Genomic DNA, 15377 nt, shown 5'->3' on the forward strand with positions numbered 1-15377 from the left:
CATTGANCCGTGTTGTGGCTGCTTTTAAAGCTTTTTCTGTTTGCTTTTGTTGCTCTGCTTTTTTCCCAAGAGTAAAAGCTCTTGCTAAAATCATAAAAAAAGCGGCTAAAGCCGCACCTGTCACCATCAGATTTTTTTCATCCATAAGATCATAGGCGGTGCTCCTGAAAGCGTTTAGCAACAAAGAAAATACCAGCACATGCGGCTAAAACCATAATGGTTGCCAAAGCCATTGGATTGGTCCATTTCCTGCTAACAAACCACCAAGCCCAGAAAAAGAGCCAATAATCGGTGCAAGGGCTTCAGCTTTGAAAAGTCCCGTTGGTGCTTGCGTTTCTACTGTTTGGTAGTTAGAGGAAACATAAGCCCCTTTTGCCCATAAGCCTGCTTCTGCTGCACGCCGGTGTGCGAGACCTTCAAGACGCTTTCCGCCTGCTTTGGTCCATTTCTGTAGCTCTGAAGGGACAGCTTCATATTCACCTTGATTGAGCTTTTTTAACAGTGTCGAGTTACAAAAGGCTCTTGTTAGTTGACGCTATTTCTAAAAATGATTGACTAGGATTAATAATGATACTATTATTGGTTATGAACAATAAAGTTGAAAAAATAATCAGCTTGATGAAAGCATCACCAAAGAACATCAAGTTTTCAGATTTGTTGGCTGTGTGTGTACATTTTTTTGGAAAACCGCGGAACAATGGTAAAAGCCACTTTGTTTTTAAAACCCTGTGGCTTGGTGACCCACGTGTGAATATTCAAAAAGATTCTAGTAACAAAGCAAAAGCTTATCAAGTCAAACAAATCTTACAAGCGATAGAAAGGATGAAACATGAACAATAATCATTATACATATCGTGTTTTGTGGTCGCAAGAAGATGAGGAATATGTCGGATTGTGTGCAGAATTCCCATCCCTTTCATGGTTAGATGCTCAAGCAGAGAAAGCTTTAAAAGGTATTATGGACCTTGTTTCAGAAGTTGTTGAGGACATGCAACATAATGGAGAAGAAGTTCCTCTGCCTTTGTCACATGGTAAATATAGTGGCAAGTTTCAATTAAGAATACCACCAGAACTCCATAGAAAACTTTCAATACAAGCCGCTGAAAATGGTGTGAGTTTAAACAGATACATTTCTTCTAAGCTTTGAATCTTTTAAAAGTCTATACGTACTAAAAGAAAACTAATTCTTATGAAAACCTCTAAATTAAAACAAATACCCGTTTTCAAGACGGATGAAGAAGCAGAAAACTTCGTTGATACTGCCGATCTTACAGATTATGACTTAACTGATTTTAAATCCGTTCATTTTGAATTCTTACCTAAAGAAGTCTCTTGACCACTCCCCATCTTAAGAACAGGGAGGGGAGTTGTGTTTTTAAGTTAAGCAGCTTTTACAACAGGACTTTCCAAAGTAGGAGCATAAGCTTGCAATAACGGATTCATGCTATGCGGTAGTTCTGAATCTCCAAAATCTGTTAGAACTGTCAAGATTTTAAGCATACTTGGCATCTCATCTTGAAGTTTCAAAATCAAAACTTTTTCTATTACACTCATAGTGTCAACCAGAGCAGTACAATCTTTATCGCTCATATTCTCATGTCTAGAAAATTGAGACAATGCTATCCATAGATCACATAAAAAGTTGGTATCTATCTTCATTGTACACCCCCATGGATTTGTTCTCTCAAACATGCCAATCCTTTTGGTGTGATTTTCGTTGAAGGCAGCACCTTTTCTGTACCATCCGGTCTTTGAATGGTGATAGCGGGACAATCCATGAATCCTTTCTTGATTTTATCCTGATAAGGTAACAGAGGCGCCCCTTGAGCCCGTCGATATACCCAATCATGTTTACGCAAGTAATCGGTTAAATCCTTAGGTCGTACTTCCAACATCTTTGCTGCTTCGATAAGCCAAACAGACCATCAGAACGCTTTAAACCTTCTAAAGCTTCTGCTTTTGGTGCTAATTCAGCAATCACATGATCTTTCTGCTCAATTTGACTTTGTAAGTGATTTAAAACACCAAGCAATGCTTCGGGTTTGGAGTAGTCAACTTGTGGTGTTGCTACTTGTTTCAAAAGCCGTTCACATTTGATAAAGTATAAACGAGCTTCTCTACCTTTCTTATTGTTCTCAAGCATAGAAAGCTTTTTAGCTACATTTAGTGTAAGATAATATTCTTTTAACACTACATTTTGACGTTCGCCAGTTTTGGCGAGCGTTAAAATATAATCTATTCCCTCTTCTAAATTGTATTTGATAATACGGTCTTTAATCTAATTGGAAAAGTCTCGTTTTGCTTCTAAGAATGCGTGCAATTCACGCGCATTAACAGTTTGAACAGTTTCCTGATCAATAACCTGTTCTGATATTTCTATAAGTGTGTTCATAATGAACTCCTAGTTGTTAGAGGTTTCTTAATGACACTCTAAAAGAGTGCCGGGCGCTAAGAAACACGACAACTAGCCCGTCGTTATGCTTTCCCCGAAAGGGTATTATATGGCATAACCACACCCGACAATATTATTATATGCATGTAGCNAAAGGAGAGCGTAAAGGTCAATATTCTATTCGTATTAATAACCAGTTTCGTCTTTGTTTTGAATGGCGTATTAATGGCGCCTATGAAGTTGAAATTATAGATTATCATTGATCTATAGGAGGTCGAGATGAAAAATTATATTGCAATACATCCTGGAGAAATTTTACGGGAGGAATATTTAAAAGAATATGCTCTGTCTGCTTATGCTCTTGCAAAAGCATTGAATGTTCCACGCACGAGGATAGAACGTATTGTTGCGGAAAATAGTCCAATAACTCCTGATACGGCTCTCAGATTGGCTTCTTTTTTTGATACGACAGCTGAGTTCTGGCTTAATATGCAAGCTGCTTATGATGTTCATATTTTACAAGCCGAAAAAGCAGATGAATTTGCCAAAATTAATAAGTTTGAATGTAGAACTTAACCACCTCCCCACCTTTGAAGTGGGGAAGGGGCATGTTTTACTTAAGCAACCTTTTTAATAGGTTTTTCTAAATTTGGTTCGTAAGTTTTCAGCAAAGGCTGCATAATCGAGGGAGGTTTTAAGGCTCCAAAATTTGTAATCATTGCCAGAATTTTGAGTGCATTCGGGCTTTCATCTTGAAGCTTTAAGATTAAAGCTTTTTCTATTGCATCCATGGTTTCAATGAGAGCACTAAAAACTTTGTCTTCAACATCATCACGATCAGAAAACTGATACAGCGTCATCCACAAATCGCATAAGAAATCAATACTGGTATTCATTGTACACCCCCAAAGATTTGTTCTCTCAAACATGCCAATCCTCTCGAGGTGATTTTCGTTGAAGGGAGTACCTTTTCTGTACCATCCGGTCTTTGAATGGTGATAGCAGGGCAATCCATGAAACCTTTCTTGATTTTATCCTGATAAGGTAACAGAGGCGCCCCTGGAGCCCGTCGATAAACCCAATCATGTTTACGCAAGTAATCCGTTAAATCCTTTGGTCGCACTTCCAACATCTTTGCTGCTTCAATTAAACCAAACAGACCATCAGAGCGTTTTAAACCTTCTAAAGCTTCTGCTTTTGGAGCCAATTCGGCAATAACATGATCTTTCTGCTTGATTTGGCTTTGTAAGTGATTCAAAACACCAAGTAATGCCTCCGGTTTGGAGTAGTCAACTTGTGGTGTCACTACTTGTTTCAAAAGCCGTTCACATTTGATAAAGTATAAACGAGCCTCTCTACCTTTCTTATTATTCTCAAGCATAGAGAGCTCTTTGGCTACGCTTAAAGTCAGATGATAATCTTTACGATTGTGACCACCCCTGCCTTTGCTTCCCAAAATAGGGAAGCAAACAAAGTCTTGATTTTCTACCAAATTATATTTGTTGATACGTTCAGTAATCCAGTCCGCAAATTTTTTACCTACTTCTAAAAAACTATGCAATTCACGTGCATTTACTGTTTGAACAATTTCCTGTCCAACAGTTTGTTCCGATATTGGAATAAGAGTGTTCATGATGAACTCCTATTGGTTAGACGTTTTTCATTGACACTTTTATAAATAAAGCGCCGGGCGCTGAAAAACACGGCCAATAGTCCGTCGTTACGCCTTCCTCGTGAGAGTATTGTATAGCGTAACCACACCCGACAATGCCATTATATGCGTGTAACATACAATGAGTCAAAGCCTTTAATGCGCGGAAAAAAGATTGTTTCGGCAATCTATCCGCTATTGGTTTAAGGTGTTTTTCAGGCACCTAGTTCGATTATTCATACTCCTACTATAATGTCAAGCAACTTTCGATAATTTTTAAATTTTTGCTATTGGCAATTTGTAATTATTGTAAAAAAAAGAGTTGATTTATACCTTAAGATAAAATATATTCAACTTATTAAGATTAATTATCCGTCCTTTGGAGTTATATTTGATGCTTACATCCTTTGGTAAAACCATACGAAAACTCCGTATTGATCATGCAGAACGTCTTTTAGATATGGCTGATAAATTAGGTATATCTGTAGCGTTTTTATCTTCTGTCGAGATTGGCAAAAAATCTGTGCCTGTTGGTATGGAAGAAAAGATCATAGAATTATACGATTTAGATCAAGATATGGCTTCTCTCTTAAGAAAAGAGGCTGATGCCTGCCGTAAGAGTTTTACAATAAAGTCTTCTAATTCATCCACAGGTGAACTTGTTGGTATGTTTGCTAGAGTTATAGATAACATTTCTCCAGAAGATGTAGAAAAAATGAAAAAATTAATGAAACAGATAAAAGAAAAAGAAGGTAAATAGAAGGTGTATAAAAGCATTGATTATGAAGTTCCTCCTCGTAGTTGGCACAAAATTAGTTATTTAGCTGGTTTATTTCGAAGAGAATTACAATTGTCAGATGTCCAATATTTTCCAGTAATGGAGTTTATTGAACACATTTTGCCTAATATGAAGCGAGATTTTCATTTACGTATCGCAGATAAGAAAGAACTGGGAAATGTGGGTGGTTTAACTGATCCACAAGGTAAGTTCATCGTTTTAAGAGAAGATATTTATAGAGATGCGTACGATGGTAATGGTCGTGCAAGATTTACAGTTGCTCATGAATTTGCTCACCTCTTTTTACATACAAATTTACCCTTACAACGCGTAATTGATTCTCATGAAATACCTGCTTATCGCAGTTCAGAACGGCAAGCTGATCAGTTTGCCGCTGAACTTTTAATGCCACGTTCAGGTATGCCCAAATTTAAGACTCCAGAAGAGATCGCTAAGTGCTATAAAGTTTCATTACAAGCAGCAAAGGTTAGAATGAAAACATTAAATATTAAATCAGAATAAAAAGGGTTTGAGTTGCAGCTCAAACCCATAAAGAGTTTACGTCAGGTTTCGGTTAGCTGACGTAAAACCAGACAGGAAACAACAAGATGTAACCCGTAACAACAGGCGGAATTGTATCATTGTAAATGTTTCCTGTCTAGGTCAATTCACCTTAAAAGGAACTTCCATGTATAATACACAGAAGTTTAAAGAAAGTAAAACGTACGTTTTTCGCACATGGCGTAGATGTCCTTATACAGGTCAAAAACTTTACGCAAAACACTATGGGCGAAAGGCTTGGCGTATTCCAATTGAGTGAGTGATAAAAAAAGCAGAAGGGGGATATTTTATTCCCCTTCTGTATCTCAGAAATGTAATCAAAACTGCTTGTTGGGTGGAGATTCGTTACGTAAGATAAGTTTATACATACCGGATTCAGAGGCTTGGACATCTGTGATCACGAAGTGTTCTTGAGAAGAGGGGGCTTTGTTGTTTTCAGGAGNCCTTATGATGATGTCAAGCATTAATATCACTTTTTTATAAAATATATGGTACGTCTTTACTTTATTTGTCGATTCACTCTAAATTCACCAGCATTATTTTTTATTTATAGCGGAGGGGAAAATAATGCTCGACATACTTGATACAATTGCAATGATAGTGTGCTTGTTATCATTACCAGTGATGATTGTCGGACTCGTTTTAATATGTATAAAGAAATGGCGGAAAAACGGACTGAAAACTCTTGGTATTGGAGTTTTATTATTTCTCGGCTCTGCAATATTAGGTGCGTTTTTTTTCCACAAAAATGAACCAGATCAAGTTGCGTACAATAATGAAATTTTTTCCTCCTCCTCGACTTTATTAATAGATGTTGCTACTCAAGATGAAAGCATGACTCAGGCACCAGCTGAGGATACTGATAAGCAAATTACCCCCACTCAAGTTAACAAACCAGACAAAGATGATGGATTAGGCTTTTGGGGATGGTTTTGGTTAATTTTCTTTGCGTTTTTTGCGTTTTCCATTTTCGCTTATTGGCAAGATAAACGCAAAAAACGTTTTGAAGAAAAAGTTCCAGAACAGGCTTCAATGTCGCTCCCTCCTGCACATCTTTCTTCTGATTTCTCAGTCGTTAATAAAACATCTCCAGCATTTAAAAACGAACGATTGGAAAAGGGGATCAAGATTTTTCTCCTTTGTGCTCTATTGATTGGAGGCATTGTGGTAGTAATAAGTATTTCACTATGGTTATTAGTAGCCATTCTTATTGTTTTACTTTTGGTGATCGCTCACTACTCTGAAAAGAAAAAAGTAAAACTTTTTGAAGAACAAGTTGCAATGTTGCTACCGGATATTAAAGTGTCTAGTTTTTCTGAAGCGTGTAAAATGTTTCAAGAACTTGACGCAAGCGAATATGAATATCGTTTAGCACACAATGAAAAATTGTTGGGAGTTCAAGAACGTGTTTTCTTTGATATTAATAAAAAGATCCCACTTAGAGGACGTCTTTTGGTAACCGATCAAGCCATTGTATTTGAAAGTCCTGAAAAGAATGAAAGAACTACTTGGACACGAATTGCATCAGTTACTATAACATACCAAAGATGTCAAATCAGTCTCCGTACCGGCATACCACGGAATTACCAATTCACTGCCTTTTCAAGTCCAAGGTTTACAGCAGTAATTCGAGTTCTGGGACAGTTTTATTGATTTTTAAACACACAAGATAAAGATACGTTCATTGTTTTAGCTCCCGCAAGATAAGCTTATACATACCGGATTCTGAGGCTTGGACATCTGTGACAATGAAGTGCTCTTGAGAGGGGGCTTTGCTGTTTTCAGGGGAAATGATTACAACATTATCTTGAGGTTTTGGTGGTAAATCCCCAATGTCATTGATACAAAGATCAAATTCCTTTCTTGCAATTGTGGTGGGGATTCTGCCACCAGCGTCCGATTCTGAATGCTTAATGGTGTAAATCGCTGTGATACGAAAAGATTGCTGGTTGTCCTTTCGCGTGTAGATGATGGGCTGCCCAAAGGTGTTGCGCACATCTTTAACCATTTGATTTAGCAGCCCGTGCCATCGCATGTTATTTCGCTCCTATAACTGCTTTGAACAGCATTTCAGGACGCGTGCAAATATAAAGCGGATAGCTATAGACCTCAGGCTTTACCCATGCATTACGGTCGTTATCAACGANGAGATGATCACAATACGATCTTGAGGTTTTGGTGGTACTCCCCCGATATCATTGATACAAAGATCAAGTTCCTTTCTTGCAATTGTGGTGGGGATTCTGCCTCCAGCCTCCGATTCCGAATGTTTGATGCCGTAAATCGCTGTGATACGAAAAGATTGCTGATTGTCCTTTCGCGTGTAGATGACGGGTTGCCCAAAGGTGTTGCGCACGTCTTGAATCATTTTATTAAGCAACCCATGCCATCGCATGTTATTTTCCTCCACTGACCGCTTTAAAGAGCATTTCAGGACGCGTGCAAATATAAAGCGGATAGCTATAGACCTCAGGCTTTACCCATGCATTACGGTCGTTATCAACGATCAACATGGTGTAGAGCGGTTTTCCAACCGTGTTGGCAAAATCCAAACTTTCTCCCGGTGCAAAGGTTTTTTGAAACACTCCCGGTGCATTGGCAGGCAAGAATTGACATTCATCCGGCTTAATGCCTATGGCGCGCTTTGTTCCAGCCTTCGCACTCACATTATAGTTGTGAATACTCCGGTAATTAATGAAAGTCACACCCGCAAAGTCAAAACTACCAAAGCTTCCAGAGCCAATCGAACTTGGTGTTGCAACACCTCCAGCACTATTCAACGTTTGTGCAAGAGCTGTGTTGAGATAGGTTTCACGAATTGTTTTATGGTTTTTCAACTTGGAAAAGAATTCATTTCCACAAAGCCCAATAATGCGTGAACGATCAGAAAAAGCTCCTTTTGAAGCTTCAATCATTTTCATAATGACTTGATCAACATGGTCCGCAACATTGGTTGTCTCATTATTTAATTTAAAGTCAATCGGCTTTGGTGGTGCGATTTCCCATTCCTTGTACCAATCGACAATAACAGAGCCATCGGCATCAAGAACCACCCCTTGAACAGCGCCAAGTTGCATGTTTTCCCATGTCAATTCGATTTCAGAAATCAGTTTCTTTTGTTTTCTGGCAATATATTTCATTGCCGTTTCGAGTTGATCTTCTGTACCAAATTCACGCCGGTTCTGGATTTCCTCTGATTTCACCGTGTCACTTTTGGCAATCCGTGTTGTTTTGAAAAACCGAAGATTACGCCCATCTCTATCACCTTCTGCTAAGGGGGCGCCACGTTCACTGGTTTGAATCAAGGACAATGTATTGTCCCGTCTTTCAATACCAACCACTGTGGTGCTTGTTTCCACTTCCTCAAAAAGATCAAGAGAACTAATAAGTCCCGGTTGAAACTCATAGTTTTCAATCGCTTTCATCATGGTGGTGGCAGAGAAAGCGTCGTGTTTAAAAAAGTTCATATCCATGTGCGCATTCTCCTATCGCAATAAAATATTGTTATGGTCTTCGAGAGACTGAATGGCAGCACTTTTTTGTTCATCTGTAATGGCATCTGGCCATAGCAATTCAGAAGCTTTTACAGTGCATAAGCGTGCTGTCATTACGGCACGTTGATCGGCTTGAGAGGCATCAACAGTGGCAAAAGAAATTCCAGCAGGGATTTGGCTGCCATCTGATGCTGCTGGATTAAGGGGGGCATATTTTTCTGATGCTGTAATTTTCCCCATGACAGTTCCAGCTTCAATGAATGCTCCTGATGCAAACACCACTTCTTCGTTTGACATATCGGGGTCGTAAGGTCCAAGATAAGCGCCATTGCGTACGTCGTCATAAATAATATTCGTCATTTCACTGCCCTCCAAGCTGCTTCCCATTTTGCGTGAATCTTTGCCTTGCTTGTCCCATCACTATGAGGGGTATAAGGCGAGACTTTTAAAGACGCGCTTTGAGAGCTAGCAGCCGTCAACACACACTGGCGTGCTTTCTCGAGACTCATACCGTTTTGAATAGCTTTTGCTGCGTCAAAAGAAACGCCTAAGTGCTTTGCTTGCCTTTCAAGGGTTGTTAGTGCTTTTGCGCGCTTTCTTTCTTTTTCAAGAGCAGCTTTTATGTTTTCTTGCTTGTCTTCGTTGTCTTCATCCTCATCTTCGTTTTCTTCGTCGTCAAAGATTTCGGCGTTTTTGTCGATGTCACTATCGTCTTCGTCCTCTTCCTCGTCATTGATGATGTCGACAATCTTTTCGTCATCCTCTTCTTCAGCGCGGTATTGTGTGCGTGCCATGTGTTTGGTCCTTCTTTTGTGGTTGATGTTGGGTTTTGTGATATGGAATCCGTTAAGGCNATCTTCATTGATGATGTCGACAATTTTTTCGTCATCCTCTTCTTGGGCGCGGTATTGTGTGCGTGCCATGTGTTTGGTCCTTCTTTTGTGGTTGATGTTGGGTTTTGTGATATGGAATCCGTTAAGGCTTCCAAAGCTTGCGCAAGGGTCCCCTGCGCATCTGCTAATCCAAGCGTGATCGCTTGGGTGCCTATAAAAGTTTCTGCTTTTGTGTCACGAATTGCGTCCGTACTCAGAGGTCTGTTTTTTGCAACCAAATCGACAAACATCTCGTAGAGCAGGGCGCAATCGGCTTGCATTTTTATCTGTGCTGTATCACTCAATGGTTCATGAGGGTTGCCATGAACTTTGTGATCACCTTCAAAGACAAAGGTCCATTTATGCCCGTGTTTTTCATCTGCACGGGACTGGTCAAGATGGGCACAAACAACCCCAATCGAGCCCACAACACCCGTGCGAGCAACCCATATTTGAGAAGCAGAACAAGCAATGGCATAAGCCGCTGAACAAGCAAACTCATTGGCATGTGCCCAAATGGGTTTATTGTATTGTTTTGAGAGTGCTTGAAACTCTTCAACCAAATCAAAGACACCACCGGCTTCTCCACCGCCGCTGTCAATATCAAGTAAGACAGCACGAACATCAGGTTGTGCAATGGCTTCACGAAAAGAAGCCCTTAAACCTTCATAAGAGGTTAGCCCCGATAAAGCCCCAAGCCATGCACCACGGCGCACAAGCGTGCCATGAACCGGTAGGATAGCAACATTGTTTTGTACTACATAAGTTTCAGGGGGGCTTAAAGCTTCTGTATCCCCTTGCGCAAAAGCCTTAAGGGCAAACTTTTCTCCCTCAAAAAGACGCGGCGCAAGAGCATTCAAAATGACATCAAGCTTTGTCGAGGCAAGCATATGAGGAACACCAAAAAGCCGTGATGCCAAAAACGGCATGTCGAGATTATTCACCATTTGTCTGCGCCTTACTGTTTTGGTTGTTTTCATAAGTCTCAGAAGTCTCTGAATCTTCATCACCAATCGCTTGATTTTCACCAGAAGGCGCTGCCATATCCGTGTCAAAAGATAAGCCGCGCGCACGAGCGTCTGTGTGCTCTTCTTGCAGTTCGGCATGAATGCTGTCGATATCAAAGCCGCGTTCGGCTAGTGCCATGCGTCGTGTTTTCAAGCCAGCACGAATTTCTTCTTTTTCTGCCGTGATATCCTTGTTTGGATCAATCATTTCAAGCGGGGGCGCAAAGCTTTCACATTGAACCCATGGCAAGGAATTTTCTTCCCATCCGGGTAAGTGAACGCGTCCAGAAAGTACTGCCATTTCAACAAAACGTTCCCAAACAATGCGGTTAAACTGAAAGGCAATGATATGTTCACGCCATTGTTTGACATGCCGTCTAAACTGAATGATAGAGGTTCGCACATTGGAAAAATTACCGCGCGTAACGTCTCCAGTCACAACGGCATAAGGCATATTGAGAGCCGAGCAAATTTTTGAAATATTGCGAAATTGAAAAGCCTCATAAGAACCTCCAACCTCAACAGGATTTGAGAATGTAACCTCTTTATTCTCTCCTAAATAAAGAGATGCACCGGGCGCAATGACAGGTGCTTTGTATTCTTCTTCAACGTTGTTTTTATCACGATTATCGGATAATTTTTCGACGTTTGGTGAATTGTCCTTGACAAACGCCGCGAAAAGAGCCGCCGTCCTTTTTCTATCGAGTTCTGCGTCGTCATAGGATTCGAGTTGAAAGATCTTTGTCATACAGCGCGTTATTTTGGGAGAACCGCGCAATTGTCCGGCAATACGGCGCTCTTTGATGTGCAGGACCATTTCAGCAGGGATGCGCACGCGCTCTTGGCTCTCAAATGCCATATTTACAGGGACATCATCATAGGGGTGATGTTCCCAGAAATGATAAGCAACACGCTTACCACTGGCATTAAATTCAATTCCCATACGAATGTAATTGCCTTCAATCTCAGCCGGTCCATTGTAGGAAAGGTCTAGCATTTCGGTTGGATAAACTTGTAATTGAAGCGGTACACCAGAGCGCCCGTAGAGATCAACATAATGCAATCTTACAAAGCACTCTCCGGTTAAAAAGACCTCTCGTGCAATGGTTGCTTGAAGTCCATAAAAATTGGCATCTTCATCATAGTCCGCCTCATCAACCCATTGCCACCATAAGTCTAAAAGCTTTTTCTTTTCTTCTTGAAAACCTTCAATACGAGGATAAGGTTTAATCCCATCACTAACAGCCGCAGAGACCCATTCTTCTGTTGCAGACCCATAAAGAGGTTCATTATCATAGAGCCATCTTGAACGAGCAACAATGGTATCACCGCATTCTTCAATCGCTTTATTGATATGTTTCTTTGCGGGGTCAAAACCACCCATACGGCGGCTTTTGCTTGCCGCTTCAAAATGGGGATTGTGTTGACGAGAAATTTTAAAAAANACCATAAGTCTAAAAGCTTTTTCTTTTCTTCTTGAAAACCTTCAATACGAGGATAAGGTTTAATCCCATCACTTACAGCTGCAGAGACCCATTCTTCTGTTGCAGAACCATAAAGAGCTTCATTGTCATAAAGCCATCTTGAACGGGCAACAATGGTATCACCGCATTCTTCAATCGCTTTATTAATATGTTTTTTTGCGGGGTCAAAACCACCCATACGGCGGCTTTTGCTTGCCGCTTCAAAATGGGGATTGTGTTGACGAGAAATTTTAAAAAAGCCCGTGAGTTTATTGATAAAGCCAGCCATTAATAGCCTCGTGATATATTAAAATAGAAAACGCGTGAACGCTTGCGCCCTTCAAGGTTGGCTATTTGTGTGTTCAACATCTCAAGCGCTCTGCGCAGTTCCTCAACAGAGCGGTTGCTGACTTGCTTATCGCCATGGCGCACCGATTGCGCACCTGAATAAAGAGCTTCTTCAATTTGTTCACGCCGCTTTTTTAAACTTTCCAGTCTCGAAAATTTGCTGTTAATTGGTTNGCATCTCAAGCGCTCTGCGCAGTTCCTCAACAGAGCGGTTGCTGACTTGCTTATCGCCATGGCGTACCGATTGTGCACCTGAATAAAGAGCTTCTTCAATTTGTTCACGCCGCTTTTTTAAACTTTCCAGTCTCGAAAATTTGCTGTTAATTGGTTCTAAAGTTTCATCCACAAATTACCTCCAATCCCCTTGCATANTCTAAAGTTTCATCCACAAATTACCTCCAATCCCCTTGCATATAAGGATTCATCACCGTTCTGGATTGTTTCCTTTGAGGTTGTGCTGTCTGAGATCTTCTTGGAGCAGGAGAGGGGGCATGTTCTGATGTTGGCTGCTCTAAAGAGCTTTCAACTTTAAGTTTTTCCAGGCGCTCTTCTAAGATATCGACTTCTCGATTAAGGTTTATTCCTGCCGAAATCAGACCTTGTAAAGCAGCATAAGCATAGACCCTACAGTCCAAGGCTTCGTTTCTTGCCTTTTCGCTTTTTTGCCATTCAATACGCTTGAAGCCTTTAAAATATTTGATGACTTTTCTTTCAGCAGTCAGTTGGTCAAAATATTCTCGATCAAGGCTTTTGTGAAAGTGTGTTGCACCAGCCCCTGATGCTTCAGGTCCTGATTTTTTAAACCGTGCCGTGATAATATCTTTTGCCGCGTCAACACCAACAATATAGAGATTAATCTGCCCCTTATTGTTTTTGCTTGGTCGGCGTGGCCATACCGCACGCCATCCCGCTTGCCCCTTAATCCCCCAGATACGCCGCCCTTCACGCGGGCGTACATAATTATAAACTGCCTGTGTATGTCCACCACCGGTATCAATACAAGCAGCTGTTATCCTAATCCCCTCTTTATAGCCTGGATGTGGCCAGCGTCTTGTAAGGTATTCATCCAGCTGGTCCCAGACTTCAAAAGAAGAGGGATCACCAAGGATCACTTGATAATCAATATGCCAACTTTCTTCACTACGCCCCCATCCCACCACTTCAAGCTCTAAACGGTCATTTTGCACATCAATGCCTGCTGTCAACACGACGGATTGTTCTGGTGCAAGGGGATAATCTTCGCGTTTTGCATAGAGGCTATCAGGATCAACAACTTCGCCTGTTCTGTCCTCCCATGGCTCTCCAAGCACTGTGTTAATAAAAACTTGCAAAAGAGCAGGGTCTTCTTTGGCTCTTAAAAATTCGCGCGCACAATCGCCCCAAGTCAGCCATGGCGAATAAAGCGCTGAAATATGGTAAGAACGCAGACGAGGCTTACTTGACTCCTGTGTTGCGATCCAGCAAGCACCGTTTTCTTCTGCCATTAAGGTGGACTTACGATGTTCGGCATGTTCATGACCACAATGGGCACAAACAAACACAGCTTTTTCGGGGGCGCCTTTTTGCCACTTGATTTGTGACCAAACAATCGGCTGTAGTGTACCACATGCATCACAAGGCACGTTGTAATATCGCTGGTCTCCTAGTACAAAATCCTTGGCAATACGGCTTGTGTCACGGTGTGTCGGCGTGGACAATTTAAAAATTTTACGTTGAATAAAAGCAGAGGTTCGTTTTTCAGCAATTGTTACAGGATCGCCTTCATTATCGACATTCAATGGGTAAGCATCGACTTCATCCAAAACCAAATAGCGAATAGGAGAAGAACGCAATCCAGCAGCACTGTTTGCTCCTGTAATCATCAATGTTCCCCCATAAAATTCCTTTGAAAACATTGTATTTCCACTGTCTCGTGCACGAGCAGGAGCAATGCGTTCACTTAAAGCAGGGCTAGCTGAAATCATCGGATCAAGACGAGACTTTGACAGTTTCTTAGCGGTCTCAACTGTCGGCATCACATAAAGGGCAGGTCCTGGACTATGATGAATGGCATAACCACAAAAGTTCAACGCTGCTTCCGACATTCCAATCTGAGCCCCCTTCATCACAACCGTTGTTTCAGTCGGATCATAAACAGAAAGATTATCCATGATCTCTCGTAAATAGGGGGTACGTATAGTCCTCCATAATCCAGGCTCAGCACTCGTAACTGTGCTCAAATAACGATTTTTATCAGCCCACTGGGAAACAGTATAAGGCAGGTCAGGGCGGCGTCCTTCATTCGCATAGCAAAAAAAGAGCCCAGCACCAGAGGACGAGGGCGAAGCATCACTTATCATGTTCTGGATTCTCTTCTAAAATGTTGGGATCGTGAAAAGAAACAGGGACGACATTTTCCACTAAAGCTTTGCGCATATGATGATCGATAGCTCCAATAAGGCTCGCAGCATCACATCCCACTTGCGCCGCAATTTCAGTACCAAAGCGATAGGCAAAATTGAGCATTGTATCTCGATGCGCTCTTCCAAAGTTCCATGCTTCTTTTCTCACTTCTTCACGATCAACAGTTGTTTCGCGTAACTTTTCCAGAGCAATCTTTTCTTTTGCTAGTGCAACTTGCATTCGCTCCAGTTTTATCTTGTATTCATTGGCTCCATCTGTGGAGGCTTGTTTGACCTTTGTTCGCGGTTGACCATCTGGTGCTAAAAATGGAGCAGGGCGCTTTGTTGGATTCTCATTCCAGATAGCTGTTGCAAGCGCTTCATTAACAGAACCATCTTCAAAAAGAGCCGCATCAAATTTACCTGTCTT

The 15377-nt window shown here is 41.1% G+C and carries 21 protein-coding genes and 4 pseudogenes; 9 read left to right on the top strand and 16 right to left on the bottom strand.

Features of this window, described 5'->3' with window-relative positions; genetic code table 11:
• Window positions 1–149: 149 nt before the first annotated feature.
• Window positions 150–526: pseudogene (locus ACFIL2_RS07715) on the bottom strand (lysozyme); the annotation flags it as partial.
• 41 nt (window positions 527–567) lie between these two features.
• On the opposite strand from ACFIL2_RS07715, the gene ACFIL2_RS07720 reads away from it, so the two are divergent.
• From ACFIL2_RS07720 to ACFIL2_RS07730, 3 genes are read left to right on the top strand one after another with little or no spacing between them, the layout of a single operon-like run.
• Complete coding sequence (locus tag ACFIL2_RS07720; protein WP_375634717.1) at window positions 568–840, top strand: toxin HicA; 273 nt, start codon at window positions 568–570, stop codon at window positions 838–840.
• Window positions 830–1147 carry a type II toxin-antitoxin system HicB family antitoxin gene (locus ACFIL2_RS07725; RefSeq protein WP_375633830.1) on the top strand — a complete coding sequence of 106 codons (318 nt, stop codon included), beginning with the start codon at window positions 830–832 and terminating at the stop codon, window positions 1145–1147. The genes ACFIL2_RS07720 and ACFIL2_RS07725 overlap by 11 nt, the downstream gene beginning before the upstream one ends.
• Window positions 1148–1189: 42 nt before the next feature.
• Window positions 1190–1336, top strand: a complete 147-nt coding sequence (locus tag ACFIL2_RS07730; RefSeq protein WP_375633829.1) for a CopG family antitoxin — start codon at window positions 1190–1192, stop codon at window positions 1334–1336.
• A 44-nt stretch (window positions 1337–1380) separates the two neighbouring features.
• On the opposite strand, the gene ACFIL2_RS07735 is transcribed toward ACFIL2_RS07730, so the two are convergent.
• Together ACFIL2_RS07735 and ACFIL2_RS07740 are read right to left on the bottom strand one after the other, a co-directional pair.
• Window positions 1381–1659 (bottom strand): hypothetical protein, encoded by a 279-nt coding sequence (locus ACFIL2_RS07735; RefSeq protein ID WP_375636867.1) that lies wholly within the window; start codon window positions 1657–1659, stop codon window positions 1381–1383.
• A pseudogene (locus tag ACFIL2_RS07740) lies at window positions 1656–2392 on the bottom strand (phage antirepressor KilAC domain-containing protein). The gene ACFIL2_RS07735 and the pseudogene ACFIL2_RS07740 overlap by 4 nt, the downstream one beginning before the upstream one ends.
• Before the next feature lie 152 nt (window positions 2393–2544).
• Here ACFIL2_RS07740 and ACFIL2_RS07745 point away from each other — a divergent pair.
• Both ACFIL2_RS07745 and ACFIL2_RS07750 read left to right on the top strand, forming a co-directional pair.
• Window positions 2545–2655 (top strand): annotated as a pseudogene (locus tag ACFIL2_RS07745) (type II toxin-antitoxin system RelE/ParE family toxin); the annotation flags it as partial.
• Window positions 2656–2671: 16 nt separating this feature from the next.
• A complete protein-coding gene (locus ACFIL2_RS07750; protein ID WP_100129256.1) occupies window positions 2672–2968 on the top strand; it encodes a HigA family addiction module antitoxin in 297 nt (98 codons plus the stop codon).
• Window positions 2969–3009: 41 nt separating this feature from the next.
• Here the strand turns inward: ACFIL2_RS07750 and ACFIL2_RS07755 are convergent, their stop codons facing one another.
• Together ACFIL2_RS07755 and ACFIL2_RS07760 are read right to left on the bottom strand one after the other, a co-directional pair.
• A complete protein-coding gene (locus ACFIL2_RS07755; protein WP_375639616.1) occupies window positions 3010–3288 on the bottom strand; it encodes a hypothetical protein in 279 nt (92 codons plus the stop codon).
• Window positions 3285–4025, bottom strand: a complete 741-nt coding sequence (locus ACFIL2_RS07760) for an antA/AntB antirepressor family protein (RefSeq protein ID WP_375680203.1) — start codon at window positions 4023–4025, stop codon at window positions 3285–3287. Before ACFIL2_RS07760 ends, ACFIL2_RS07755 begins: the two co-directional genes overlap by 4 nt.
• Window positions 4026–4437: 412 nt before the next feature.
• Here ACFIL2_RS07760 and ACFIL2_RS07765 point away from each other — a divergent pair, with 412 nt between their 5' ends.
• The 4 genes from ACFIL2_RS07765 (at window position 4438) to ACFIL2_RS07780 (ending at window position 7035) form a co-directional block, all read left to right on the top strand.
• Window positions 4438–4803: a helix-turn-helix domain-containing protein gene (locus tag ACFIL2_RS07765; RefSeq protein ID WP_375639622.1), complete on the top strand. Its 366-nt coding sequence runs from the start codon at window positions 4438–4440 to the stop codon at window positions 4801–4803.
• Between the two features lie 3 nt (window positions 4804–4806).
• Window positions 4807–5343, top strand: coding sequence for an ImmA/IrrE family metallo-endopeptidase (locus ACFIL2_RS07770; protein WP_375639618.1), 537 nt, complete (start codon window positions 4807–4809; stop codon window positions 5341–5343).
• A gap of 166 nt (window positions 5344–5509) precedes the next feature.
• Complete coding sequence (locus ACFIL2_RS07775) at window positions 5510–5641, top strand: hypothetical protein (RefSeq protein WP_375639620.1); 132 nt, start codon at window positions 5510–5512, stop codon at window positions 5639–5641.
• Window positions 5642–5949: 308 nt separating this feature from the next.
• Entirely contained in the window at window positions 5950–7035 is a 1086-nt protein-coding gene (locus ACFIL2_RS07780; protein ID WP_375680275.1) for a hypothetical protein, read from the top strand.
• A 28-nt stretch (window positions 7036–7063) separates the two neighbouring features.
• Here ACFIL2_RS07780 and ACFIL2_RS07785 read toward each other — a convergent pair whose 3' ends face one another.
• The 11 genes and pseudogenes from ACFIL2_RS07785 to ACFIL2_RS07835 form a co-directional block, all read right to left on the bottom strand.
• Entirely contained in the window at window positions 7064–7417 is a 354-nt protein-coding gene (locus tag ACFIL2_RS07785; RefSeq protein WP_375680274.1) for a hypothetical protein, read from the bottom strand.
• An 81-nt stretch (window positions 7418–7498) separates the two neighbouring features.
• Window positions 7499–7777, bottom strand: a complete 279-nt coding sequence (locus tag ACFIL2_RS07790) for a hypothetical protein (protein ID WP_375681720.1) — start codon at window positions 7775–7777, stop codon at window positions 7499–7501.
• Window position 7778: 1 nt separating this feature from the next.
• Entirely contained in the window at window positions 7779–8855 is a 1077-nt protein-coding gene (locus ACFIL2_RS07795) for a major capsid protein (protein ID WP_375681721.1), read from the bottom strand.
• Window positions 8856–8867: 12 nt separating this feature from the next.
• Entirely contained in the window at window positions 8868–9236 is a 369-nt protein-coding gene (locus tag ACFIL2_RS07800; RefSeq protein ID WP_375655468.1) for a head decoration protein, read from the bottom strand.
• Entirely contained in the window at window positions 9233–9613 is a 381-nt protein-coding gene (locus ACFIL2_RS07805) for a hypothetical protein (RefSeq protein WP_375640756.1), read from the bottom strand. The genes ACFIL2_RS07800 and ACFIL2_RS07805 overlap by 4 nt, the downstream gene beginning before the upstream one ends.
• Window positions 9496–10695, bottom strand: coding sequence for a S49 family peptidase (locus ACFIL2_RS07810; protein WP_375681722.1), 1200 nt, complete (start codon window positions 10693–10695; stop codon window positions 9496–9498). Before ACFIL2_RS07810 ends, ACFIL2_RS07805 begins: the two co-directional genes overlap by 118 nt.
• On the bottom strand, window positions 10685–12205 hold the full coding sequence (locus ACFIL2_RS07815) for a phage portal protein (RefSeq protein ID WP_375681723.1): 1521 nt from the start codon (window positions 12203–12205) through the stop codon (window positions 10685–10687). The genes ACFIL2_RS07810 and ACFIL2_RS07815 overlap by 11 nt, the downstream gene beginning before the upstream one ends.
• Before the next feature lie 301 nt (window positions 12206–12506).
• Entirely contained in the window at window positions 12507–12749 is a 243-nt protein-coding gene (locus tag ACFIL2_RS07820; RefSeq protein WP_375681724.1) for a phage head-tail joining protein, read from the bottom strand.
• A gap of 4 nt (window positions 12750–12753) precedes the next feature.
• A pseudogene (locus ACFIL2_RS07825) lies at window positions 12754–12912 on the bottom strand (phage head-tail joining protein); the annotation flags it as partial.
• Between the two features lie 46 nt (window positions 12913–12958).
• Window positions 12959–14905, bottom strand: coding sequence for a phage terminase large subunit family protein (locus tag ACFIL2_RS07830; RefSeq protein ID WP_375680473.1), 1947 nt, complete (start codon window positions 14903–14905; stop codon window positions 12959–12961).
• On the bottom strand, window positions 14895–15377 hold a 483-nt coding region (locus ACFIL2_RS07835; RefSeq protein ID WP_375680472.1), incomplete at its 5' end, for a hypothetical protein. The genes ACFIL2_RS07835 and ACFIL2_RS07830, both read right to left, overlap by 11 nt.

Source organism: Bartonella sp. AP30XZML (assembly GCF_042195945.1).
Classification (GTDB): Bacteria; Pseudomonadota; Alphaproteobacteria; order Rhizobiales; family Rhizobiaceae; genus Bartonella.